Origin of the sequence: Bradyrhizobium jicamae (assembly GCF_018130695.1) — a bacterium.
GTDB classification, from domain to species: Bacteria; Pseudomonadota; Alphaproteobacteria; order Rhizobiales; family Xanthobacteraceae; genus Bradyrhizobium; species Bradyrhizobium jicamae_B.
This window is the reverse complement of sequence record NZ_JAFCJX010000013.1, coordinates 72,759-95,279: the sequence shown is the minus strand read 5'-3', so window position 1 is coordinate 95,279 and position 22,521 is coordinate 72,759. Positions and strand designations below refer to the sequence as shown.

General features: G+C 65.8%; 17 protein-coding genes. 4 read left to right on the top strand and 13 right to left on the bottom strand.

Features of this window, described 5'->3' with window-relative positions:
• Positions 1 to 99 precede the first annotated feature (99 nt).
• Positions 100 to 2,409 (bottom strand): xanthine dehydrogenase family protein molybdopterin-binding subunit, encoded by a 2,310-nt coding sequence (locus JQ604_RS20185; RefSeq protein WP_212360298.1) that lies wholly within the window; start codon positions 2,407 to 2,409, stop codon positions 100 to 102.
• Between the two features lie 223 nt (positions 2,410 to 2,632).
• Between JQ604_RS20185 and dapD the strand changes: the two genes are divergently transcribed.
• Positions 2,633 to 3,601, top strand: coding sequence for a 2,3,4,5-tetrahydropyridine-2,6-dicarboxylate N-succinyltransferase (gene dapD / locus JQ604_RS20180; protein WP_212360294.1), 969 nt, complete (start codon positions 2,633 to 2,635; stop codon positions 3,599 to 3,601).
• A 99-nt stretch (positions 3,602 to 3,700) separates the two neighbouring features.
• Here the strand turns inward: dapD and JQ604_RS20175 are convergent, their stop codons facing one another.
• The 5 genes from JQ604_RS20175 to JQ604_RS20155 form a co-directional block, all read right to left on the bottom strand.
• A complete protein-coding gene (locus tag JQ604_RS20175; protein WP_212360291.1) occupies positions 3,701 to 4,042 on the bottom strand; it encodes a DUF1127 domain-containing protein in 342 nt (113 codons plus the stop codon).
• Between the two features lie 256 nt (positions 4,043 to 4,298).
• A complete protein-coding gene (gene murJ / locus JQ604_RS20170; RefSeq protein ID WP_212360287.1) occupies positions 4,299 to 5,828 on the bottom strand; it encodes a murein biosynthesis integral membrane protein MurJ in 1,530 nt (509 codons plus the stop codon).
• 136 nt (positions 5,829 to 5,964) lie between these two features.
• The gene (locus JQ604_RS20165; protein WP_212360284.1) at positions 5,965 to 7,116 is read right to left on the bottom strand and encodes a DegT/DnrJ/EryC1/StrS family aminotransferase; all 1,152 of its coding nucleotides are present in this window, start codon (positions 7,114 to 7,116) and stop codon (positions 5,965 to 5,967) included.
• Between the two features lie 28 nt (positions 7,117 to 7,144).
• The gene (locus JQ604_RS20160) at positions 7,145 to 8,161 is read right to left on the bottom strand and encodes a Gfo/Idh/MocA family protein (protein ID WP_212360281.1); all 1,017 of its coding nucleotides are present in this window, start codon (positions 8,159 to 8,161) and stop codon (positions 7,145 to 7,147) included.
• Between the two features lie 397 nt (positions 8,162 to 8,558).
• Entirely contained in the window at positions 8,559 to 9,971 is a 1,413-nt protein-coding gene (locus tag JQ604_RS20155) for a mannose-1-phosphate guanylyltransferase/mannose-6-phosphate isomerase (protein WP_212360277.1), read from the bottom strand.
• A gap of 342 nt (positions 9,972 to 10,313) precedes the next feature.
• On the opposite strand from JQ604_RS20155, the gene JQ604_RS20150 reads away from it, so the two are divergent.
• Together JQ604_RS20150 and JQ604_RS20145 are read left to right on the top strand one after the other, a co-directional pair.
• Entirely contained in the window at positions 10,314 to 11,273 is a 960-nt protein-coding gene (locus JQ604_RS20150; protein ID WP_212360275.1) for a lysylphosphatidylglycerol synthase transmembrane domain-containing protein, read from the top strand.
• Positions 11,274 to 11,303: 30 nt separating this feature from the next.
• Positions 11,304 to 12,299, top strand: a complete 996-nt coding sequence (locus JQ604_RS20145) for an MraY family glycosyltransferase (RefSeq protein WP_249158470.1) — start codon at positions 11,304 to 11,306, stop codon at positions 12,297 to 12,299.
• Here JQ604_RS20145 and JQ604_RS20140 read toward each other — a convergent pair whose 3' ends face one another.
• From JQ604_RS20140 to rfaD, 6 genes are all read right to left on the bottom strand, one after another.
• The gene (locus tag JQ604_RS20140; protein WP_212360271.1) at positions 12,300 to 13,238 is read right to left on the bottom strand and encodes an NAD-dependent epimerase/dehydratase family protein; all 939 of its coding nucleotides are present in this window, start codon (positions 13,236 to 13,238) and stop codon (positions 12,300 to 12,302) included.
• A complete protein-coding gene (locus JQ604_RS20135) occupies positions 13,235 to 14,467 on the bottom strand; it encodes a glycosyltransferase family 4 protein (RefSeq protein WP_212360269.1) in 1,233 nt (410 codons plus the stop codon). Before JQ604_RS20135 ends, JQ604_RS20140 begins: the two co-directional genes overlap by 4 nt.
• Positions 14,468 to 14,495: 28 nt before the next feature.
• Positions 14,496 to 16,406 carry a nucleoside-diphosphate sugar epimerase/dehydratase gene (locus JQ604_RS20130; RefSeq protein ID WP_212360267.1) on the bottom strand — a complete coding sequence of 637 codons (1,911 nt, stop codon included), beginning with the start codon at positions 16,404 to 16,406 and terminating at the stop codon, positions 14,496 to 14,498.
• Positions 16,407 to 16,488: 82 nt separating this feature from the next.
• Positions 16,489 to 17,769, bottom strand: a complete 1,281-nt coding sequence (locus JQ604_RS20125; RefSeq protein WP_212360264.1) for an O-antigen ligase family protein — start codon at positions 17,767 to 17,769, stop codon at positions 16,489 to 16,491.
• On the bottom strand, positions 17,766 to 19,238 hold the full coding sequence (gene rfaE1, locus JQ604_RS20120) for a D-glycero-beta-D-manno-heptose-7-phosphate kinase (protein WP_212360261.1): 1,473 nt from the start codon (positions 19,236 to 19,238) through the stop codon (positions 17,766 to 17,768). Before rfaE1 ends, JQ604_RS20125 begins: the two co-directional genes overlap by 4 nt.
• A gap of 12 nt (positions 19,239 to 19,250) precedes the next feature.
• Positions 19,251 to 20,231, bottom strand: a complete 981-nt coding sequence (gene rfaD, locus JQ604_RS20115; protein WP_212360258.1) for an ADP-glyceromanno-heptose 6-epimerase — start codon at positions 20,229 to 20,231, stop codon at positions 19,251 to 19,253.
• A gap of 159 nt (positions 20,232 to 20,390) precedes the next feature.
• Here rfaD and waaF point away from each other — a divergent pair, with 159 nt between their 5' ends.
• Positions 20,391 to 21,458 carry a lipopolysaccharide heptosyltransferase II gene (gene waaF / locus JQ604_RS20110; protein ID WP_212360255.1) on the top strand — a complete coding sequence of 356 codons (1,068 nt, stop codon included), beginning with the start codon at positions 20,391 to 20,393 and terminating at the stop codon, positions 21,456 to 21,458.
• Here the strand turns inward: waaF and JQ604_RS20105 are convergent.
• Positions 21,440 to 22,486, bottom strand: coding sequence for a glycosyltransferase family 4 protein (locus JQ604_RS20105; protein ID WP_433996267.1), 1,047 nt, complete (start codon positions 22,484 to 22,486; stop codon positions 21,440 to 21,442). The genes waaF and JQ604_RS20105 overlap by 19 nt on opposite strands.
• Positions 22,487 to 22,521: the final 35 nt, after the last annotated feature.

Genomic DNA, 22,521 nt, shown 5'->3' with positions numbered 1-22,521 from the left:
TCGACTCCGGTTTCGTCCGTGCTCACGACATCGCGAGCCGGCCCCATTTTCGAACACCACAGGCGGAAGTTCATTCCGCCTGCGGCAAAATAACAGATATCAAAGTTTGTGCCGCCGTTGCGCCTCGCGAATAGCGACCCAGACCCGTTCCGGCGTCGCCGGCATATCGATGTGATCGATCTGGTATTCGCGATGCAAGCCTTCGATGATCGCGTTGACCACCGCCGGACAGGAGCCGATCGCGCCGGCCTCGCCCGCGCCCTTCACGCCGAGCGGATTGGTCGTGCAGGGCACGTTGTGGGTCTCGAACACGAAGGACGGTCCGTCGGATGCGCGCGGCAGCGCGTAGTCCATGAAGGTGCCGGTGACGAGCTGGCCGTCGGTTGAGCTGTAGACCGCCTGCTCCATCAGGGCCTGGCCGATGCCCTGCATCGCGCCGCCATGCACCTGCCCCGCCAGCATCAGCGGATTCAGCGTGACACCGAAATCGTCGACGATGACGTAGTTGACGATCTTGATGATGCCGGTGGCCGGATCGATCTCGACTTCGGCGAGATGCGTGCCGTTCGGATAGGTGCCGTCGGCCTGGTTGAAGGTCGCGCTGGCATTCAGCTTGGACGGATCGGTACCGGGACGCTTGGCCAGATCCGCGAAGCTGATCGCGCGGTCGGTGCCGGCGATGCGGATGCGGCCGTCGGAGATTTCGAGGTCGCCGGCGCCGGCTTCCAGCGCCTGCGCTGCGAGCTCCTTCAGCTTGTTGCCGAGCTCGTGCGTCGCCCGCTGCACGCTGACGCCGCCGGTCGGGATCGAGGCCGAGCCGCCGGTGCCGAGGCCGTTCGCGATTTTGTCGGTATCCCCCTGCAGCACGTGGACGCGTTCCGGCGGCACGCCAAACTGCTCGGCGACGAGCTGCGCATAGGCCGTCGCATGGCCTTGCCCGCTCGATTGCGTGCCGATCAGGATCGAGATATCGCCGTTCGGATCGAGCGCGACATTGGCGGTCTCGTCGCCCATGGTGCCGCAGACCTCGACATAGCTCGCTATGCCGATGCCCCGCACCAGCCCGTCCTTCCTGGCGGCCTTGGCGCGCTTGGGAAACTCCTTCCAGTTCGCGATCTCCATTGCCCGCTTCATGTGCGCGGTGAAGTCGCCGGAATCGTAGACCTTGCCGGTCGCGGTCTTGTACGGCAGCGATTTCGGCGGAATGAAATTCTTCCGCCGGATCGCGTCGGGCGTCATGCCGAGTTTTCGCGCGGCCGCGTCGACCAGGCGCTCTATGACGTAAGCAGCTTCCGGACGTCCCGCGCCGCGATAGGCGTCGACCGGCACCGTGTTGGTGAAGATGGTGCGGACGCGGCAGTGGAAGGCCTGGATGTCGTAGAGGCCCGGCAGCATGCCGGCGCCGCCATGCGGAATGTAGGGCGCAAACGTCGAGAGATAGGCGCCCATGTCGCCCATCAGATCGCAATCCATGCCGAGGAATTTGCCGTCCTCGGCAAGCGCCATCTTCGCCGTGGTGACGTTGTCGCGGCCCTGCGCGTCGCCCATGAAGTGCTCGGAGCGCTCGGCGGTCCACTTGATGGTCTTCTTCAGCTTGCGCGCGGCGACCGAGATCAGCGCGTATTCGCGATAAGGGAAAAGCTTGGTGCCGAAGCCGCCGCCGACGTCGGGGCAGATCACCCGCATCTTGTCCTTCGGCATCTTCAGGACCATGTCGCAGAGGATCTCGCGAAGACGGTGGCTGCCCTGGCTGCCGACGGTCAGCGTCAAATGATCCTTCTTGGTGTCGTATTCAGCGACCGCGGCGCGTGTCTCCATGAAATTGGTGATGACGCGCGGGTTGACGATGGTGATCTCGGCCACCGCATGCGCCTTGGCAAAGGCGGCTTCCGCCGCCGCCTTGTCGCCGATCGAGACGTCGAACAGCACGTTGCCGGGCTTGTCGGGCCAGACCTGCGGCGCGCCTTTCTTGACGGCGTTGAGGAGGCCCGCCACCGCCGGCAGCGGCGTCCATGTGACGTCGATCGCCTCGATCGCGTCGCGGCCATGGTCGACGGTATCGGCGACCACGAAGGCCACGGCGTCGCCGACATGGCGCACCTCGTCCTTGGCCAGGATCGGGTAAGGCGGTGCGGTGAAGGGATCGGTTTCGAGGTTGAACAGGCACGGCAGGCCGCCGAGATCGGCGACGTCAGCCGCGGTCAGGATCAGCGACACGCCCGGCAGGCCGCGCGCCTTGGAGACATCGATGGTGAAGGTCGCATGCGCATGGGGCGAGCGCAGCATCAGCGCGTGCAGTGCGGGAGACGGCGCGACGTCGTCGGTATAGCGGCCCTTGCCGCGAATGAGTGCGTCATCCTCCTTGCGCCGCACGCTCTGTCCGACGCCGAATTTGATGGGAGCTGCCATCTTGTCTCCGATTGGCTTGGTGTGTTTGGGTTGCATATTGGCGTGGTTGGCCGGGAAGCGCAAACGCCTTTAGCCATGCAAGTTGGCCGCAGGGCAGGAAAAAGCACCGCTCGCCCGTCATGGCGGAATTGCTGGGAGGACCCTCGGCTCGAGTCCGGAAGTTGCCATGTCCACGAGAACTCGCGTATGCACTACGTGCAGGATCCTGGTGTGAGACATTCAAATGGTGATGGAGCTGAGGGGCGCGAGCGGCGAAGGATTTGCGACGATTGCCGCTGATGGCCGCGTGTTGGATTCCTGGTTTCTTCGGCTGCGCCTGGTTGAGGGAGCCGACAAGACGGCAACCGCGCGGCTGACGAGCGACGAGATCAGGAGGTCGTTGGGTGAGTCGGCAGACGGATATGCGCGACACGACGACATCCGCAATGTCGACATCGTCTCCATTCGCACGGAAATTGATTCCCTTGCATCGGCGCCGACCGATGTGCACGACGCGTATCTTCGGTTGCATCTCCTGAGCCACCGGCTCGTCCAGCCAAATTGCCTGAACCTGGACGGAATTTTCGGTCTGTTGCCCAACGTCGCCTGGACGACACTCGGTCCCTGTGAAGGCTCTCGTGTCCCGGAAGCGCGCATGCTGGCGCGAACGCGGGCCCTCGCGTTTGAGGTGACGGGCGTGGATAAGTTTCCGCGCATGACTGACTATGTGACGCCTGCGGACGTGAGGATTGCAGATGCGGATCGCGTCAGGCTCGGAGCCCACCTGGCCCCGGGCACAACCGTCATGCATGAAGGCTTTTGCAATTTTAATGCGGGCACGCTCGGTCCCTGCATGGTCGAAGGCCGGATCAGCGCCGGTGTGGTCGTGGGAAGCGGCAGCGACATTGGTGGGGGAGCGTCGATCATGGGCACACTGTCCGGAGGCGGGAAAGAGAGGATTACCGTTGGTGAGCGCTGCCTGATCGGCGCCAACGCCGGTATCGGCATTTCATTGGGTGACGGTTGTATCGTCGAAGCGGGCTGCTATGTCACAGCAGGCGCGCGCATCCTTCTGGAAGATGGCCGGGTCGTGAAAGCGAAAGAACTCTCGGGCCAGACCGGCCTGCTGTTTCGTCGCAATTCCCAGAGCGGCGCTCTTGAGGCGACCAGACGCACAAATTGGGGCGGCCTCAACGCGCAGCTTCACGGCTAGGCAGTCCACGCGAAGACGTCGATGTCGGGGCAAACCGGACATCGACGAAGATTTGAGTACGCGCCCTCGTACGCCTGAGGCCCAGCGCGGCGCAAACGATCACATCCCGCCACCGCCCCACAGATGCATCGTGCGATCTCTCATCGTATCGATCGCTCGTTCAGGCGTGAGGTAATCGATCTCGCCGCGCGTCAAGCCGATATCGAGCAGCTCTCTGTCGCTGAGGTCGTGCAAGGTGTCTCGCAAGCTCTGGCGTTGCCACCGCAGCTGAAACGCACGCCAGTATCGCTTGAGCAACCCCAGGACGTTCCGCGTCGATGCGGCCGTTGATCCGGCAGCGTCTCGGTCCGACAGTGCATCCTTCGTCAATGCGATGGAGAGGCCGAGCACTGCGGCATCGCGCTCGGTCCCGGCTGTGATGTTGGTCTGTTGAGGTGGCATCGGACGCTCCTGCTGTTGTGCCGGCAGGGAGCAAGGCCAAACAAAAGGCCCCGTCCGATGCCGGCGGGGCCTTGGTGAAAAGATGTCGTCGTCGAATTCCTAGCGCGCGACTCCTCCCACGGCCCAGCCGAAGCGGGTCATGCGGTTGAAGTGGACTTTGCGCACGGACTTGATCATGAGGTGCCAATACCATGGTATTCCCGCAAAATCAAGAGATGCGCGGACATCGGCTGCACCCTGAAGGCGAGCGCTTCGCCTACCCGCGGCGCAGCGCGAATATCCAGCCGCGGCCGAACAAGACCAGGATGCAGAAGGCGTAGACGAACAGGCCGACCGTCATCAGCAGCACCAGCGTCAGCTCGTCGCGCAGAATTTGCATCGGCGCGAACAGGACCGCGGCGTAATGAGAGGTCGCCCAGAGGCTGGCGGCCAGGATCAATCCTGAAGCGGTGAATTTAAGCAGCGACTGGGTCAGCGCGCGGTCGAAGCTGAGATAGCCGCGCCGCACGGCGAAGAACAGCACCAGCAGCAGATTGATCCAGGCGCCGACTGCGGTCGCGAGCGCCAGACCGACCTGGGCGAGCGTGCCCATCAGCGCCACCTTGAGCGCGACGTTGACCGACAGTCCCGTCAGCGAGGCCTTCACCGGCGTCGCGGTGTCCTTGCGGGCATAGAAGGTTGCCACCGCGCTGCGGATGGTCACGAACGGGATCAGGCCGATCGCATAGGCCGCGAGCGTCACGGCGGCGGCCGCGGCATCGGCCTTGGTGTATGCGCCGCGGGCGAACACCGCGCGCACGATGATGTCGGGCACCGCGAGGAAGGCCGCGACGAACGGCACGGTCGACAGCAATGTCAGCTCGAAGGCGCGGCGTTGCGATCTCGCGGCGCCGTCGATGTCGCCGGCGGAGATCCGCCGCGACATTTCCGGCAGCAGCACGGTGCCGACGGCGATGCCGATCACACCGATCGGCAGCTGATAGAGCCGCTCGGCGTAATACAGCGCGGCCAGCGCGCCGGCCGGCAGGAAGGTCGCGATGATGGTGTCGGCGAACACCGCGATCTGGGTGCCCATCGAGCCCAGCGTCGCCGGCCCGATGGCGCGGAAGAAGGCGCGGACATCAGCATCGAGCCGCGGCATCGCAAAGCGCGGCACGCTGCCATGGCGCGCGAGATCGCCGGCCAGCAGGAAATATTGCAGGAAGCCCGAGATCAGGATGCCCCAGGCCGCGGCGTGCCCTGCAGTCGGGAAGAATGCGGCGACCGCGAGCGTGGCCATCATCGACAGGTTGAGCAAGATCGAGGCGGCCGCAGCGCTGGCAAAACGCTGCATCACATTGAGGATGCCGCCATAGAGCGTCACCATCGTGATCAGCAGGAGATAGGGAAAGGTGATCCGCGTCAGCTCGATCGCAAGCCGGCGCTGCTCGGCGTCGTCAGTGAAGCCCGGCGCCAGGATGCGCAGCGCCTGCGGCATGAAGGCCCAGGCCAGCACCAAAAGCACGAGCTGCGAGCCGAACAGCAGCGTGAAGATGCGGTCGGCGAACAGTTTTGCCGAGGCCTCACCGCCTTCGCCATGGACATGGGCGTAGGCCGGGATGAAGGCGGTGTTGAACGCGCCTTCCGCAAAGATCGAGCGAAAATTGTTCGGCAGCCGCCAGGCCACCAGGAAGGCGTCGGCAATCGGCCCGGCGCCGAGGATCGCGGCGAGCATGATGTCGCGCGCGAGCCCGGTCAGCCGCGACAGCAGGGTGTAACCGCCAACAGTGAAGATGCGCCCGAGCATGCGCCGCTTCTAGCGCAATTTCGGTTCTGATTGCATCAGAACCGAAGTGCTTTTTTGTTTAGACGCGTTTTCTTCACGCGAACCGGCGTCCACTTCGCTTGAAAACGCTATGAATCAGGACTTCAAAACGACCAAATCAGGAGGACAGCGCCCCGCGCACAGCCTGGATGACGCGATCCTGCGCCGCCTCGTCGAGATAGGCGTGCATCGGCAGGCTGATGACGTCCTGCGACAGGCTTTCGCAGCCCGGGAGCCCGCCATCGGCAACCGGATAGTGCTTGTAGGCAGTCTGCTGATGCATCGACTTGCCGTAGTAGATGGCCGTCGGCACACCCTGGGCCTTCAGCGCGGCGGCAAAGCCGTCGCGGTCGGTGCCTTTGGGCAGACGGATGGTGTATTGCGCCCAGACCGAGGTGTTGCCGGGCACCAGATGCGGCACGGTCACGACATTGCCGAGCCCGCGCGCGTAGCGTTCCGCGACCTTGTTGCGGGCAGCGATCTCGTCGTCGAAGATCTTCAGCTTCTCGATCAGGATCGCAGCCTGCATGGTATCGAGGCGGCCGGTCAGGCCGAGGCGGACGTTGTCGTATTTATCGACACCCTGCCCGTGCACGCGGATGCTGCGCAGCGTGGCGGCCAGTTCGTCGTCATCCGTGAGGATCGCGCCGCCGTCGCCGAAGCAGCCGAGCGGTTTTGCGGGGAAGAAGCTGGTCGCGGTGGCGAGCCCGAACGTGCCGAGCTTGCGGCCCTTGTAGCTCGCGCCAAAGCCCTGGGCGGCGTCGTCGATCACGAACAGGCCCTCGACCCTGGCGATTTCGGCAATGGCGTCGTGATCGGCGGGTTGTCCGAACAGGTCGACCGGGATGACCGCCACCGGCTTCAGGCCTGCCTTGCGGGCCGTCGCGATGCCGCGCTTCAGCGACTCCGGGCTCATGTTGAAGGTCGCCTCGTCGACGTCGACATAGACCGGTGTCGCCCCGGTCCGCGCCGCCGGTGAGGCCGTTGCGATGAACGTGAACGACGGACACAGCACGGCATCGCCCGGCCCGACATTCTTCGCCATCAGGATCATCAGCAGCGCATCGGTGCCGCTGGCGCAGCCGATCACATGCCTGGCGCCGCAATAGGCCGCAAGCTGCTTCTCGAACTCGAAGACCTCGGGGCCGTTGACGAACTGGCAGTGATCGAGCACGCGGGCCACCGCCTGGTCGATCGCGGTGCCGATGCGGCGGCGTTGCGCAACGAGGTCGATGAAGGGAACAGGTTCGGGACGCATGTGCTGGTTCATGAAGCTCTTCTGCGTGTTGGGATGACGATCAGCCGACGACGCGGCGCGGGCCCTTGTGGGCGGTGCTGGCGGCCGGCCTTGCCGGCGATTCCAGGCAGCGGATCGCGATCTCGAGGCTGGCGACGCCCTCCTCGCCCGACACCGCCGGCAGCTTGCCGCCGCGCACCGCGTCGATGAAGGCGATCAGCTCGGCGCGGAGCGGCTCGTCATGGCCGACCGGCAGATGCCGCATCGAGTAGCTGCCGTCGGGCTTGAAGCCGAAGCATTCGGTGACCTGCCGCGTCAGGAGATCGCCCATCACATATTTGCCGCGGGTCGCGACCGTGACGCTGCGCGCCTTGAACGGCGTCAGCCAGTTGGTGTTGATGTGGGCGAGCACGCCGGAGGCGGTGCGGAACTGCAGCAGCGCGATGTCCTCTCGCTCGGCCACTGCGCTGGAGAGCTGCGGCTGCACCTCGACGATGTCGGATTCGGTGAACCAGCGGATCAAATCGATATCATGCACGGCGAGATCGATGACGACGCCGACATTCGACATCCGCGGCGGGAACGGACCGACGCGGGTGATGCCGATCGACAGGATGTCCTCGCCGGAGATCGCCTGCTTGATCGCGGCGACCGCCGGATTGAAGCGCTCGACATGGCCGACCATCAGCGTGACGCCGGCGTCGCGCGCGGCGGTGACGATCTCGCGGCCCTCTTCGACGGTGGAGGCCACCGGCTTCTCGACCAGGATGTGGATCTTGCGCGCGATGCAGGCGAGCGCGATCTCGTGATGCAGATGCGTCGGTGCCGCGATGGTCACGGCATCCACACCTTCGGCGAGCAGATCATCGAGCGTCTCGAAGGCGCGGCAGCCGGCGAAGGCGGTGACGCGGGTGCGATGCTCCGGCAGCGGATCGACCACGCCGACCATCACGACGCCGGGCAGACCTGCCAGCACGCGCGCATGGTTGCTGCCCATCACACCGGCGCCGATGACGCCGACGCGCAGCGCGCGCTTGATGTCAGCCGTGGTGCCCGAAGCGGACCCTTTGGAACTCATATGTTGACCCCAAGACTTCTTTGGCGGATGGCCCGCCCGATTTGCGGATGCCCGCCTGACCGATGTTTCGGCCCTTGGGAGGCATCCCGAAAGGCGCGGAGGAATCAGCCCCCGGCCCATGTCCCCTTCGATGTCCCCGTCGACCGCGCCAGCCCCCAGCGCGAAGCACCCCGTTTGGTTGCAAGCGCTATAGCACGCCGCCACAAATGTGGCGAACGCCATCGGCGTTTTCCGGACACGTTTTGATTCAAAGAGTTACATCGGTCCGGGGCGAATCACTCGCCCCGGAACCCAGAGCGTTTTCAAGCGAAGTGGATACCGGTTCGCGTGAAGAAAACGCGTCGAAACATGAATCTAGAGTCCCATTCCGATCGGAATGGGACTCTAGACGCCGCCATCACGTCCGCTTGTAGTCGTCCTCGATGCGGATGATGTCGTCCTCGCCCAGATAGCTGCCGGTCTGTACCTCGATCAGCTCGAGCTGGATCTTGCCGGGATTCTCCAGCCGGTGCACCGCGCCGATCGGGATGTAGATCGACTCGTTCTCATGCACCGTCTTGACCAGCTCGTTGACGGTCACCTGCGCGGCGCCGCGCACCACGATCCAGTGCTCGGAGCGGTGATGGTGCTTCTGCAGCGACAGCCGCCCGCCCGGCTTGACGATGATGCGCTTGACCTGATGGCGGTCGCCATTGTCGACCGACTGGTAGGAGCCCCAGGGCCGGTGCACCCGGATATGGCTCTCGGTCACCTCGGGCGCGCTGGTCTTCAGCTTGGCGACCAGCCGTTTCAGCCCGTTGGCGTCCTTCTGGCGCGACACCAGCACGGCGTCCTGCGTCGCCACCACCACGATATCGTCGACGCCTTCGAGCGCGACCAGCGCATGGTCGGTCGCCACGTTGCAATTGCGGGAGTCCTCGAACACCGCGCGGCCCCGCGCGGCATTGCCCTCGCCGTCCTTGTCCGAGAGCTCCCAGACCTGGCGCCACGAGCCGATGTCGGACCAGCCGCAGGCAACCGGCACCACGGCGGCATGCGCGGTCTTCTCCATCACGGCATAGTCGATCGAGATCGCCTTGGCCGCGGCGAAGGCTTTTGGATCGAGCTTGAGGAAACCGAGGTCGCGCACCGCGTTGGTGACCGACGCCGTCACCTCGGCAACGCTCTCGGCGTCGACATTGGCGTATTCGTCGAGCAGCGTGGCCGCGCGGAACATGAAGTTGCCGCTGTTCCAGAGATAGCCGGCTTCGATGTAATTCGCGGCCGTCTCCAGATCCGGCTTCTCGACGAATTTCGCGACCGCGCGCACTTCGCCGGACACCACCTCGCCGGGATTGATGTAGCCATATTCGGTCGCGGGACGTTCCGGCTTGACGCCGAAGGTCACGATGCGCCCGGCCCTGGCCGCCGCAACGCCCTCACGGCATGCCGCGACGAACGCCTTGGTGTCGCGCACCAGATGGTCGGCGGCGAGCGCCAGCACGATCGCTTCGCTGTCGCGGCTCTGCGCAAACGCCGCGCCGGCGGCGATGGCGGGACCGGAATCGCGCCGCATCGGCTCGAGCAGCACGTCGGCCTCCATGCCGATATCAGCCAGTTGTTCCAGCACCATGAAGCGATAGGCCTCGTTGGTGATGATGATCGGACGATCGAACAGGCCCGCATCGGAGACCCGCAGCAGCGTCTCCTGGAACGTCGAGCGCGCGCCGAACAGCGACAGGAACTGTTTCGGGTGCACCTCGCGCGATGCCGGCCAGAGCCGCGTGCCGGCGCCGCCGCACATGATCAGGGGTATGATTCGTCCGTCCATCAATGCCTCGAGTCGTGGTGTGTCGGTGAGATGACACAGTGAAAGTGCGCGCAGATCTTCTGAAGCGAAAATGACGGCTTTCTGCCCCATCCGCCCCGGTCTGTGCCGGGCTGCCCTCTTCTCGCGTAGAGGCGGATTTTGACGACATTGTAACCCGGACGCGGCGCCGAACGCCCTGTTTTCAGTGCCTGTTTAACCGGCATGTCAAGGGCGTCGCAATACCCGGCTGCAGGCTATTGCCAGATCGCGGCGAAAACCATACCAAGGCGGCGAATTTGGGCGCAGCAAGGCGTTTTGCGCTGTTTTTGGGACACATTCTGACACCTGGCCAACACGGGCGACATGCGCCGGATCCTGCTCTCCACCATCAAGATTCTGATCTCGGCCGCGCTGCTCTATTTCTCGCTGCGCAAGGTCAATTTGTATGATCTCGCCGCGCGCATCCGCGTCGAGAGCCTGGGCTGGCTGGGGCTCGCGATCGCAATCACGTTCCTGCAGATCTTCCTTGGCGTGCTGCGCTGGCGCGAGATCAGCGGCGAATGCGGCGCGCCGCTCGAGATGCGGCAGGCGATGCGCTACAACGTGATCGGCACTTTCTTCAACCAGACGCTGCCCTCCTCGATCGGCGGCGATGCCGTGCGGCTGTGGCTGGTCGCGCGCAACGGCGCCGGCTGGCGCGCGGCGACCTATTCGATCTTCGTCGATCGCGCGGTCGGCCTGATCGCGCTCGCGGTGCTGATCCTGGTGACGCTGCCCTGGAGCTATCAGCTGATCTCCGATCCGCACGGCCGCTCGGGCCTGATCCTGCTCGACGCCGCGGCGCTCGCCGGCGGGCTCGGCTTCCTGGTGCTCGGCATGCTGCGCTGGCCGTGGCTGAAGAGCTGGTGGGCGACGCATCACGTCCATGCCTGCGCGGTGATCGCCAACCGCGTCATCTTCAGCCGCGACCGTGGGCCGAAGATCGCCGTGCTCTCGATGATGATTCACGTCGTCACCGTCGTCATCGCCTGGTGCGTGGTGCAGTCGATTGCCGCGCCCGCGACCTTCGGCCAGGTCTTTCAACTGCTGCCGCCGGTGATGCTGATCACCATGCTGCCGATCTCGATCGCCGGCTGGGGCGTGCGCGAAGCCACCATGGGCCTAGCCTTCGGCTATGCCGGCCTCGTGACCAATGAGGGCGTCAACATCTCGCTGCTGTTCGGCGCGGTGACCTTCGTCGTCGGCGTGTTCGGCGGCCTGGTCTGGATCTTGAGCCCGGAGAAAGCCGCCAAGGGCGCCGAGCCGATCCAGGTGCCTGAATAACTTAAGGATATGCAGAGCTCAGAGATCCTCATGTCGGTCGCGGCGGCAGCATTCGCTGCCTTGATCGCGGCTGCCCTGATCCCGCTGACACGGCCGATGCTGCTGCGCATCGCGCTTGCCAAGCCGAATGCGCGCTCCTCGCATAAAATTCCGACACCGCAAGGCGGCGGCGTCGCGGTCATCGCCGCGACGCTGCTGGCTGCCGGTGTGGCGATCGCCTTCGCCGGCAACGCCGTCGTCACCATTCCGCTGCTGGTATTCGCGGCCAGTGTGTTCATCGCGGTAATCGGCTTCGTCGACGACGTGCGGCCGCTGCCGGTGGCACCGCGCCTATTGCTGCAGGCGAGCGCCGTGGCCGCCGTGCTGTTCGCGATTCCCGGCGAGCTGAAGATCGTTCCGGCCAGTCCGCTCTGGCTCGAGCGCGGATTGCTGCTGATCGCCGGCCTCTGGTTCGTCAACCTCGTCAACTTCATGGACGGGCTCGACCTGATGACGGCGGCCGAGGCGGTGCCCATCGCCGCCGTGATTGCGCTGATCGGCTTCGTGGGGCTCATCCCGGCCGACACCGCGATCGTTGCCGCGGCGCTGGGCGGCGCCCTCATCGGCTTCGTACCGTTCAACCGGCCGGTCGCAAAAATCTTCCTCGGCGACGTCGGCAGCCTGCCGATCGGCCTCTTGCTCGGCTGGGGCCTGCTCGAACTCGCGATGCAAGGGCAAATCGCCGCCGCGCTGCTGCTGCCGCTGTATTATCTCGCCGACGCGACGCTGACGCTGTTCCGCCGCATCGCGCGGCGCGAGGCGTTCTGGGCTGCGCACCGCTCGCATTTCTATCAGCGCGCCACCGACAACGGATTTACGGTGTGGCGCGTCGTCGGCGAGGTGTTCGCGCTCAATGTCGGCCTCGCGCTGCTCGCGCTCGCCTCGGTCAGACTGCAGACGATGTGGGCCGACCTGGTGCTGCTGGCGATTGGCGCTGCCGCGGTCGGCTTTCAGCTGCACCGTTTCGCGCAGCCGCGCGTGGCTTGATCAGTCGCCATTCCCGCTCAGCGCCCGCCGTAGGCCTTCGTCGAGATCGATCGGCGGCCGCCATCCTGTGCGGCCGACCTTGGAGAGATCCAGCTCCAGCGACCCCAGCAGACTGTCATTGGCCTCCCTGCGGCCGCTGATCTTGAGCAACGCGCTCAGCAGCCGCGGCGGCAGGCGGAACAGCCGCGGTGTGGTTTGCGCGGCTTTCGCCAGCCGCATGATGAATTCGGGCGTCGAGACCTGCTGATCGTCGGCGACCAGGAAGACGTCGAAGTTGCCGTCGGGATGCGACAACCGATAGACGATGAACGATGCGAGATTATCGACCGAGAGGAACGCGCGGCGATTGTTCACCTGGGCGAACGGCAGCGGCAGGCCGCGCTTCACGGCCTTTTCCAGCAGCGCGAAATTCCCCTTGGCGCCCGCACCGTAGATCAAAGGCGGCCTGATCACGGTGACGCGCATGCCGCCGGTGCCTGCGATCTCCCGCAGCCCGACCTCGGCGGCAGCCTTCGACATGCCGTACAGCCCGCGCGGCGTCAGCACGTCGTCCTCGCAATAGGGCACGCGGCCGTTGTTGCTGCGGCCATGCACCAGGATGGTGCTGACGAAGATGAAATCCTTGACCCCGGCCTCTGCCGCGCAGCGCGCCAGATGCAGCGTGCCCTCGATATTGACGTTGCGGTACAGCCCGACCTCATGCTCCTCGTGCTGGTGATGCACGCGCGCGGCCAGATGCACCACCGCATCGACGCCCGCGAGCGCCTGATGCCAACCTGTTTCCGGGCCGAGCGAGCCAATCACGACGTCGTTGCCGTCCTCGCTCCGCTCGCGAACGGCGCGACGTACGGTCCAGCCATGACGCGCTAGCTCGGGCGCGATGTGGCGGCCGACAAAGCCGCTCGCGCCGGTCACCAGTGCGGTGGGACGTTCGCTCATCGGTCCTGCTCCGCTTTGGTCCCGCGCAGCAGCTCCTGCGCCAGCGCGGCGTAACCGTTCAATGCGTGCTCGGCGCTGTAGCGCGCCGCGGCCGCGACGGCGCGCTCGGCCATCGCGCCGTCTTGCGATCGTGACGCCTGCCGGATCGCATCGGCGAGCTCTTCGGGACGATCGGGCATCACAACCCAGCCCAGGCGGTCTTCCGCCACGGTGAGCGCCGCCTCGGCATCCGGCTCTGAGACCAGGATGACCGGCCGGCCGATGGCGAGCAGATTGTAGAACCGGCTCGGCACCGAGACACCAGCGACATCCTTGCGGTAGGGAATGAGCCAGGCATCGGCAGCGGCAAGCAGCATCTCGAGGTCCGCATCGGCGACGCGGTCGACCAGGGTGACATTGGCAAGCCTCGCCTGCGATTGCAGTTCCTTCAACCGGTCGAAACCTATTCCCCACCCCGACAGAAGGAAATGGATATCCGCCTGATCCTTCAAGCGGCGCGCCGCCTCGAACACGACAACGGGATCATGGGTGAATCCGAGATTGCCGGATAGCCCGACGACGAAGCGCCCGCCGATGTCGCGGCGAAACCGATTGTCCGCGCTCACCGGACGGACGCCGGGCGCGAGCGTCGCCCAGTTCGGAATGAAGCGGATTTTTGCCGGTGTCATCCCGGCATAGCGCATCAGCCGCGGCTCGGCGTCGCGGCCGATGATGATGACGGCATCGAGCGCGCGGAACATCAGCGCGTTGATGCCGCGCATCAGGCGCGCCACCAGCGAGGCCGGCCGCAGCAGGCCGGCCATCACGAGCACGTCGGGGAACAGATCGTGCAGGATCAGCGCCGACTTCGCGCGCTTCAGCCGCGCCGCGGCCGCAACCGCATAGGGCAGCGCGAACGGCGCCGTCACCGTGAGCGCGACGTCGCCGCGGCGAAGCCGCGTCAACAGCGTCAGGAAGATGCGGAGCGTGAACAGCGCCTCGGCCAGCGCGCGGCGGATCAGCGCGCCCTTTTCCGGCAGCCAGTTCCTGACCTCCACCACCGTCGGCCGGCCCGGCGATGGCGCGGTTGCCGAGCCCGGCATCGTTGCCGAGCCCGGCATCCCCGACACGACGAGCACGTCGGCCTCATCGGCGATGCGGCCCGCGATCGCGGCCATGATCGCCGCGGTCGTCGAATGATCCGGCGGATAGTGCTGGCTGACGACGAGAACTTTGCCGTGCCTGGACATCACCCGGCTCGCGCATGCGATGCCGCGCTCACGCGGCGTTCGATCCGAATTCCGGCACCGCATCCTTCAGCACGGCGCGGATGGTGACGCGGTCGTCATTGGCGATCGCCGCCTCGAGCGCGGAAAGCCACTGCCGCAGCGTCGACATCGGCGGTTGGTTGGGTTTCGCCGCCATGATGCCGGCAACACCGATCTCGATGGTCGGCTCTTCGCTGGCGAACAGGATCTCGTTAAGCCGCTCGCCCGGCCGCATGCCGCTGAACACGACCTCGATGTCGACGCCGGGCTGCAGGCCCGACAGGCGGATCATCCGCTCGGCGAGATCGACGATCTTCACCGGCTGTCCCATGTTGAGCACATAGACCGAGACGTCCGGCCGCGCCGGAGTCATCGCATGGGTCGAGGCCGTCAGCACGAGGTCGCAGGCCTCGCGGATGGTCATGAAGTAGCGGACCATGTCGGGATGGGTGACGGTGATGGGGCCACCGGCCTCGATCTGCGCCTTGAACTTCGGCACCACCGAGCCGTTCGACGCCAGCACGTTGCCGAACCGCACCGAGATCAGCCGCATATGCGGCTTGCTGCCCGCCTGCGCCATCAGGTCGTGATCGAGCGCCTGGCAGTACATCTCGGCGAAGCGCTTGGTCAGGCCGAGCATCGACACCGGCTCGATCGCCTTGTCGGTCGAGATCATCACCATCGCGGTGGCACCGGCGGCGAGCGCCGCGTCGGCGACGTTGACCGAGCCGAAGATGTTGGTCTTGACGCCCTCGCTCCAGTCGCGCTCCAGGATCGGCACGTGCTTCAGCGCCGCGGCGTGGAACACGATGTCGGGCTTGAAGTCGCGCATCAGCCGCATGATCCGCTCGCGGTCGCGGATATCGGCGATGCGTCCCTCGATCTCGGCCGCCATATCGCGCGCCGCCAGATCCTCCGTCACCGCATAGAGCGCCGGTTCCGAATTCTCCACGATCAACAGCCGTGCCGCGCCGAAGGTCACGACGCGGTCGCAGATCTCGGCGCCGATCGAGCCGCCGCCGCCGGTCACGATGACGGCCTTGCCCTTCACCAGTTCCTCGAGCCGCGCATAGTCGATCTTGTGGCTCGGACGCAGCAGCAGGTCCTCGACCGCGACGTTGGTCAGCCGCGGGGTATCGCCGCCCTCCAGCGACGGCAGGCGGTTGACCATCAGGCCGAGCCGCTTGGCACGCATCAGCACGCTTTCCGGATGCGCGTCCGGCTCGAATGCCGACGGCGTCATCACGACGCGCTTGATCGGGCGCTGCCGGGCCTCGAAATCGCGAATGACGGCTTCGATGTCGTCGACGCCGCCGACCACGGGGATGTTGCGGATCTTCTGGCCGCGGTCAGCGTCCGACGGCGACAGCACGCCGACCGGCCACAGCCGCTTGATGGCGCCGTTCTCGATGCCGCGCAGCACCACCTCGGCGTCGGCGGCGCGGCCGACCAGCAGCGCCGGCGCGGCGTTGTCGGTGCGGGCATGATGGCGGGTCCGCGAGTAGCGGAAATAGCGATAGCCGAACCGCAGCGCGCTCAGCGCGAACACCTGCAAGAAGAAATAGAGGACGATCGTGATCCGACCGAACAGGATCAGGACGTGGGAGTGCGCGGTGAAGAAGTAGGCATAGTCCATTACCACCAGCGCCAGCGTCAGCACCGCGGCGGCGCGCAGGATGTTCAGCGCGTCCGGCAGCGAGGTAAAGCGCCATTTCGCCGTGGTGAGGTTGAACAGGTAGCTGATGACGATGCTGAACAGCACGAACCAGGGCAGGATCTTCCACAGGAACGGCAGGCGGTCAGCCAGCTGGACACCCTCGAAGCGCAAATAGAAGCTCGCCACCAGCGCAAACGCAGTCGCGAGCGCGTCATGCGTCGCGATCAGGACGTTGCGGAGATTGAATTGTGACGGGCGTTTCATGTGGCGAGAGGGCGGACCGGTCGGAGTTTGCAACGAGACATTGGGTTTGCTGATAGCTCATCTACCGCAGGCAGGCCAGCAATCATCGCCGATCCGGAGGTACAGGTTCCCCCGCAGTAGCCGCGGACTTCAGCACCATGCCACCGGCGATGCCGACGCCGAGCACGTACATCCAGCCCTCGTGGAAGTCGAAGATGTGCGAGTTGAACAGCGAGGTGAAGATGTTCTGCACCACGACGAGCAGACCGATCCAGGTCGCGAACCCGTCGCCGCGGAACATCAAGAGGTGCAGCAGCCACATCGCGAACAGCAGCGCAACGCCGGCGATGCCCCACTGCACCGCGACGTTGAGGGTCTGGTTGTGCGGATTGCCGATCACCTCGCGACCGGCCAGCGTGCCGGCCGAAACGCGCTCGAACAGACCCCGCGTCGAGCCGGTGCCGTGGCCGATCACCGGTGCCTCGACGAAGAAGCCGAGCGATTTGCGCCAGAATTCGAGACGGAGCCCGATCGAGGTCGGCTCACCGCGCTCCTTGTAGATCCGGTAGTCGCGCGAGAACGTCTCTGCGGTCTGCCGCAGGGTCGGCGAGGTCTGCCACGCCACCGCGGCGAACACCGCAGCGGCGCTCACGATCAGGACGATGCTGCGCCATCGCAGATGCAGGAACGCGAACACCGCGAACATGATCGGCACAGTGACCAATGCGGTCCGCGACACCACGACAAAGGTCATGTTGACGAAGAAGCTGAAGGCTATCGCGGTCAGCAGCAGCGCCATCGCCGTCCGCCCGGTCCGCAGCAGCATGATGATCGGATAGGCCAGCGCCACCGCGCACAGCGTGAATTCCTGGCTCTGGTCGATATAGTTCTTCACGAAGATGCCGCGCGCGGCCTCTTCCGCCGGCTTCGACGACAGCGCGGGATGCAGGAACACCGCCCAGGAGACCAGCATCAAGAGCGCGCAGGAGATCAGGAAGGCGGTGAACACCCACTCACCGCGGCTGGAGCGCTGGAAGTGATAGAGCAGCACCGGCAGCATCAAGAGTTTCGCGGCCGGCCCGACCGCATAGAGCCGCGCGCCCCAGGCAGCGTCCGACCACAGCGTTCCGACCAGCGCCAGCACGAACAGCGCGATCGGGACCGCGCAGATCGGCTGCTTGAGCAGCGCGAGGAACTGTTTCGGCGCGATTGTTGGCGCGACCACGATCAGCAGCACGACGCCGAGAATGCCGACCAGTGAGGTCGACCAGGGCAGCGCCAGCGCCAGCAGCACCGCGACGACGTCGGCGACCGTGGTCCAGCGCGCCGGATCGCGCCAGGCCGGCAATGCCGCTGTGCTCGGCGAAGCGAAGCTTGCGGTCACGCCTTGCCTCCGCGGGCGCGATCGACCAGCGAGGTCGTGCTGTGGCCGGGCAAGATGTCGATCAGCACCACCTGGCCGCCGGCGGCTTCCACGATCTCGTGGCCGACCACCTGCTCGCGGGTGTAGTCGCCGCCCTTGACCAGCACGGTCGGCCTCACCCTGGTGATCAGGTCGATCGGCGTGTCCTCCTCGAAGATCGCGACGAGGTCGACGGCCTCCAGGGCCGCAAGCACCTCGGCGCGCGCGCGCTCGTCCTGCACCGGACGCCCCTCGCCCTTCAGCCGCTTCACCGACGCGTCGCTGTTGAGGCCGACGATCAGGCGGTCGCAGGCGCCGCGCGCGGCGGTGAGCACCTTGACGTGACCGGGATGCAGGATGTCGAAGCAGCCATTGGTGAAGCCGATGCGCAGATCCTGCGCCCGCCATTCCGCCAGATAGGAATCGAGGTCGCCGCCGGCGGCGACGATCTTCTCTTCGGCCGCCAGCGATGCATGCGGCAGGATTCGCCGCCGCAGCTCGTCGGGGGTGACGATCGCCGTGCCGGTCTTGCTGACCGCAACGGCGGCCGCCGCGCTCGCCATGCGCAGCGTGGTGTCCCAATCGGCATTGCTCGCCAGCGCCAGCGCCAGCATCGCCGCCACCGTGTCGCCGGCGCCGGAGACGTCGCGCACCTTCACCGCAAGCGCGGGCACGTGGATGGAGGAGCCCTCGCGCGTCACCAGCGTCATGCCGTGCTCGCCTTGCGTCACCAGCATCGCCTCGCAATCGACAAGATACATCGCATCCGGCGCGGCCTGCGCGATCGCACCTTGCGAATCCGCGCGGCTGCGCGTCGCCTCGGCGAACTCCTTGCGGTTCGGCGTCAGCAGGGTCGCGCCGCGATAGATCGCGAGATTGGCGCTCTTGGGATCGACGATCACGCGCTTGCCGGCCTTCTTGGCGGCATCGATGACGTTGCGGATCACCCGCGCGGTCAGCACACCCTTGGCGTAGTCGGACAGCAGCACGATGTCGGCACGGGCGAGCTGCGGCAGGATCGCGTCGATCAGCTGCTGCTCGACCGGCTCGGAGGCCGGTGTCGCCTGCTCCCAATCCGAGCGCAGCATATGCGTGGAAAAATGCTCGGAGACGAAGCGCACCTTGCGCGTGGTCGGACGCGAGGCATCCTGCACCAGCACGCTCTCGATCGCGCTCTCCTTGGCCAGCGCCGCGCGCAGCGTGCGGCCGGCTTCGTCGTCGCCGATCAGGCCGACGAAGATGCAGCGGCCGCCGAGCGAAGCGATATTGCGCGCGACATTGCCGGCGCCGCCGATATTAATCTCGCTGCGGCGGACCGCGATGACCGGCGCCGGCGCTTCCGGCGAGATCCGCGACACCTCGCCATAGACGAACTCGTCGAGCATGAGATCGCCGATGCAGAGCACGGTGCGGCCTGAGATCGCGTGCGAGAGGGCTTCGAAATCGAACATGCGTGAAGCCTCTCAGCGGTAACGGTCGGCGCGGTCGAGAAAGCCCTTCACATAGGCGCCGACCGCGTCCTCGAGTGCGGTGAAGCCGCCATTGTATCCGGCCTGCCGGAGGCGTTCGACCTTGCTCTCGGTGAAATATTGATAGGCGCCCCTGATCTGCTCGGGCATGTCGATATATTCGATGTTCGGCGGCAGGCCGAGCGACGCGTAAGCCGACAAGATCAGATCCTTGAAGCTGCGCGCTTTGCCGGTGCCGACATTGTAGAGGCCGCTGACGGATGGCGCAGCCAGCAGCCAAATGATCACGCGCACGACGTCGTCGACATAGATGAAGTCGCGACGCTGGTCGCCATCGGCGATTCCATCGCGATGCGACTTGAACAATTGCACGACACGGCCAGCCCTGATGTCGTCGAAGCGGCGCGCCAGCACGCTCATCATCGTGCCCTTGTGGTACTCGTTCGGCCCGAACACGTTGAAGAACTTCAGCCCGACGCATTGCGGCGGCAGCCGCTCGCCCTTCGCCGCGCGCTCGGCGACCGCGAGGTCGAACAGGTTCTTGCTCCAGCCGTAGAGGTTCATCGGCCGCAGCTGCTTTAGCGCCGCGACCGAGCCGTCGTCGTCAAAGCCCTGCTCGCCGTCGCCATAGGTCGCCGCCGACGAGGCGTAGATCAGCGGCACGCCGTTCGTCGTGCACCAGTCGAGCAGTCGCAGCGGGGTGTTGAAATTGGCCTCCATGACCAGGTCGCCGTCGGTCGCCGTCGTCGACGAGATCGCGCCGAGATGGATGATGGCGTCGAGCCGACGGCCCTGCAGCCAGTCCAGCAGCGCGGCCGGTGGCACGAAGTCGGCGAGCTGCCGCTTGGCCAGGTTCCGCCACTTGCCGTCGGACCCGAGGATATCGCAGACCGCAACGTCGTTGCGGCCGGCGTCATTCAACGCGGCCACGACGTTCGATCCGATAAAACCGGCTCCCCCGGTTACCAGCAACATTCCGAAATCCCTGCCTCTTGTCCCAGCACGGCCAGCTTTGCCCCACTCCGCCGCCGCAAGCAACTTGGCTTGCAAAGCCGTTGGGGATGAACGCTTTACCTCTTGGTGCGGACCGGCTACCGACAGGCCCGAATCCCGACCGGCGTAGCACATCATTCTATGAATCAAGATTCAATTCAGGGGATTGCGACCGAGGATACGGCGGATACCCGCCCGATCCTGATCATCCCCTATATGTGGATCGGCGATTTCGTCCGCGGCCACACCGTGGTCCGGGTGCTCAAGCAGCGCTGGCCGAACCGGCCGGTCGATTTGCTGGTCACCAGCCTCTGCGCGCCCCTGGTCGAATACATGCCCGGTGTCCGGGAGGGCATCGTCTGGGACCTGCCGCGCAGCCGGTTGGCGCTGGGCAAGCAACATGGCCTAGCGGCGCAGTTGCGCGCCCGGGGCTATGGAACCGCGCTGGTGCTGCCCCGCACCTGGAAGGCCGCCATCGCGCCGGCGCTGGCCGGGATTCCTGAACGGGTCGGCTTCTTCGGAGAGGCCCGGTTCGGCCTGATCAACGCGATGCGCTGGGGCGAGAAGAAGCTGCCGCGCTTCATCGACAAGAACGCCGCCCTGGCCCTGCCCGCCGGCGCGCCGGTGCCGAAGCCGGAATGGCCGGTGCCGCAACTCCGGGTGCCGGCCGAGGACATTGCGCGCTGGCGGCAGGCCAATGGCCTTGGCACCGCGCCGGCCGTCGCACTCGGCCCCGGCTCGGTCGGCGCCTCCAAGCGCTGGACCTCCTATCCGGAGGCCGCGCGTCTCCTGATCGAACGCGGCTTCGACGTCTGGGTGGTCGGCGGTCCCGGCGAGAAGGCGCTGGCGCAGGAGATAGCCGCCGCCGGCGGGCCGCGCGTCCGCGATCTCACCGGCACCGATTTGCGCAACGGCGTGCTGGCAATGGCCGCCGCCAGCGTCGCTGTTACCAACGACTCGGGCCTGATGCACATCGCGGCCGCGATCGGCACCCCGACCATGGGCATCTTCGGCCCGACCAGCCCCTATCTCTGGGCGCCGCTGAATGGCCTCGCATCGACCATGGTGCAGACGAAGGAGAAGCTATCGTGCCAGCCGTGCCAGAGCACGGTGTGCCGCATGAACGACCATCGCTGCATGACCAACATCACCGCTGATGATATCGCCGACACTGTGCAGCAGGTGCTCGCTCAGGCGAGCGCGCGATAGACCGCAGCGATTCCGTTCGCCTCGGCATCAAGGCTGAATTTTTCCACGACGCGCGCGCGCGCCCGTTCGCCCATCGCCGCAGCCGCCTGGGGATCACGCATCAACGGCTCGAGCGCATTGACCAGCGCATCGACATTATCAGGCGGCGTCAGCACGCCGGTAACGCCCTCCTCGACAACGTACTCCGCAGCACCTGCGCGCGATGCCACCAGCGCGGCGCCTGCCGCCATCGCCTCGATCAGCGTCAGGCCAAAACCTTCATTGCGCGAGGTGAAGGCGTAGATCGTCAGCCGCTGGTACCAGCGTTCGACCTCCTCGATTGCGAGTTCGCCGGTGATGATGATGCGCGATTGCAGGCCGGCGGCTTCGATGCGGCGCTTCAGCTCGTTGGCAAAGCCCTGCTGCTCCGGCACCACGGCGCCGACGATCACGGCGGTGAAATCCGGATAGCGCGGCAGCAATTTGCACATCGCATCGACGAAGACGTCGCTGCCCTTCTGCGCGCGGACGCGACCGAAGCAACCGATCGCATAGCGGCCGGGCAATCCGCTTTCAGCGAACGCCGCGGCACGATCCACCGGCGGCGCGTAGCGATCGATGTCGACGCCGTGCATCACGACCGTGGACTCGCGCTTCAGATACGACGCCGACAGCGCTGAGGTCGCAATGATCGCATCCATCCGCCGCACCAGCCAGCGCGTCAGCCAGGTGTGGTGGCGCTGCGCGGCCGAGGTGAAGACGAGCTTGAACGGCCAGCCGAGCGCGCGCAGCACGACGCCAACAATCATCTCGTCATTGCGCCGCGCGTGCCAGATCAACGGCGTCTGGCGCCGCCACAAGGGAAGCAGATCGGCGAATGTCATACGCGCGATGCCGTCAGGCGCATGCGATCCGAGCCAGGCTGCGCGGAACAGTTTCGCGAGTTTCGGCGCCACCATACGGTTGGTTGCAGTCACGCCGGAATAGCGCCTGTGCAGATTCGGCACGATCAGTTGCAGTCCATCGGCCTGATTGTTCTCGATCGGCACGCACGTCTCCGTTTCGCGAGCCCTCCTATACGCAA

What these genes read in the sequence shown, in the direction of transcription:
- JQ604_RS20185 (WP_212360298.1), bottom strand. Translation starts at nt 2,409, where the DNA reads ATGGCAGCTCCCATCAAATTCGGCGTCGGACAGAGCGTGCGGCGCAAG.
- dapD (WP_212360294.1), top strand. Translation starts at nt 2,633, where the DNA reads ATGGTGATGGAGCTGAGGGGCGCGAGCGGCGAAGGATTTGCGACGATT.
- JQ604_RS20175 (WP_212360291.1), bottom strand. Translation starts at nt 4,042, where the DNA reads ATGCCACCTCAACAGACCAACATCACAGCCGGGACCGAGCGCGATGCC.
- murJ (WP_212360287.1), bottom strand. Translation starts at nt 5,828, where the DNA reads ATGCTCGGGCGCATCTTCACTGTTGGCGGTTACACCCTGCTGTCGCGG.
- JQ604_RS20165 (WP_212360284.1), bottom strand. Translation starts at nt 7,116, where the DNA reads ATGAACCAGCACATGCGTCCCGAACCTGTTCCCTTCATCGACCTCGTT.
- JQ604_RS20160 (WP_212360281.1), bottom strand. Translation starts at nt 8,161, where the DNA reads ATGAGTTCCAAAGGGTCCGCTTCGGGCACCACGGCTGACATCAAGCGC.
- JQ604_RS20155 (WP_212360277.1), bottom strand. Translation starts at nt 9,971, where the DNA reads ATGGACGGACGAATCATACCCCTGATCATGTGCGGCGGCGCCGGCACG.
- JQ604_RS20150 (WP_212360275.1), top strand. Translation starts at nt 10,314, where the DNA reads ATGCGCCGGATCCTGCTCTCCACCATCAAGATTCTGATCTCGGCCGCG.
- JQ604_RS20145 (WP_249158470.1), top strand. Translation starts at nt 11,304, where the DNA reads ATGTCGGTCGCGGCGGCAGCATTCGCTGCCTTGATCGCGGCTGCCCTG.
- JQ604_RS20140 (WP_212360271.1), bottom strand. Translation starts at nt 13,238, where the DNA reads ATGAGCGAACGTCCCACCGCACTGGTGACCGGCGCGAGCGGCTTTGTC.
- JQ604_RS20135 (WP_212360269.1), bottom strand. Translation starts at nt 14,467, where the DNA reads ATGTCCAGGCACGGCAAAGTTCTCGTCGTCAGCCAGCACTATCCGCCG.
- JQ604_RS20130 (WP_212360267.1), bottom strand. Translation starts at nt 16,406, where the DNA reads ATGAAACGCCCGTCACAATTCAATCTCCGCAACGTCCTGATCGCGACG.
- rfaE1 (WP_212360261.1), bottom strand. Translation starts at nt 19,238, where the DNA reads ATGTTCGATTTCGAAGCCCTCTCGCACGCGATCTCAGGCCGCACCGTG.
- rfaD (WP_212360258.1), bottom strand. Translation starts at nt 20,231, where the DNA reads ATGTTGCTGGTAACCGGGGGAGCCGGTTTTATCGGATCGAACGTCGTG.
- waaF (WP_212360255.1), top strand. Translation starts at nt 20,391, where the DNA reads ATGAATCAAGATTCAATTCAGGGGATTGCGACCGAGGATACGGCGGAT.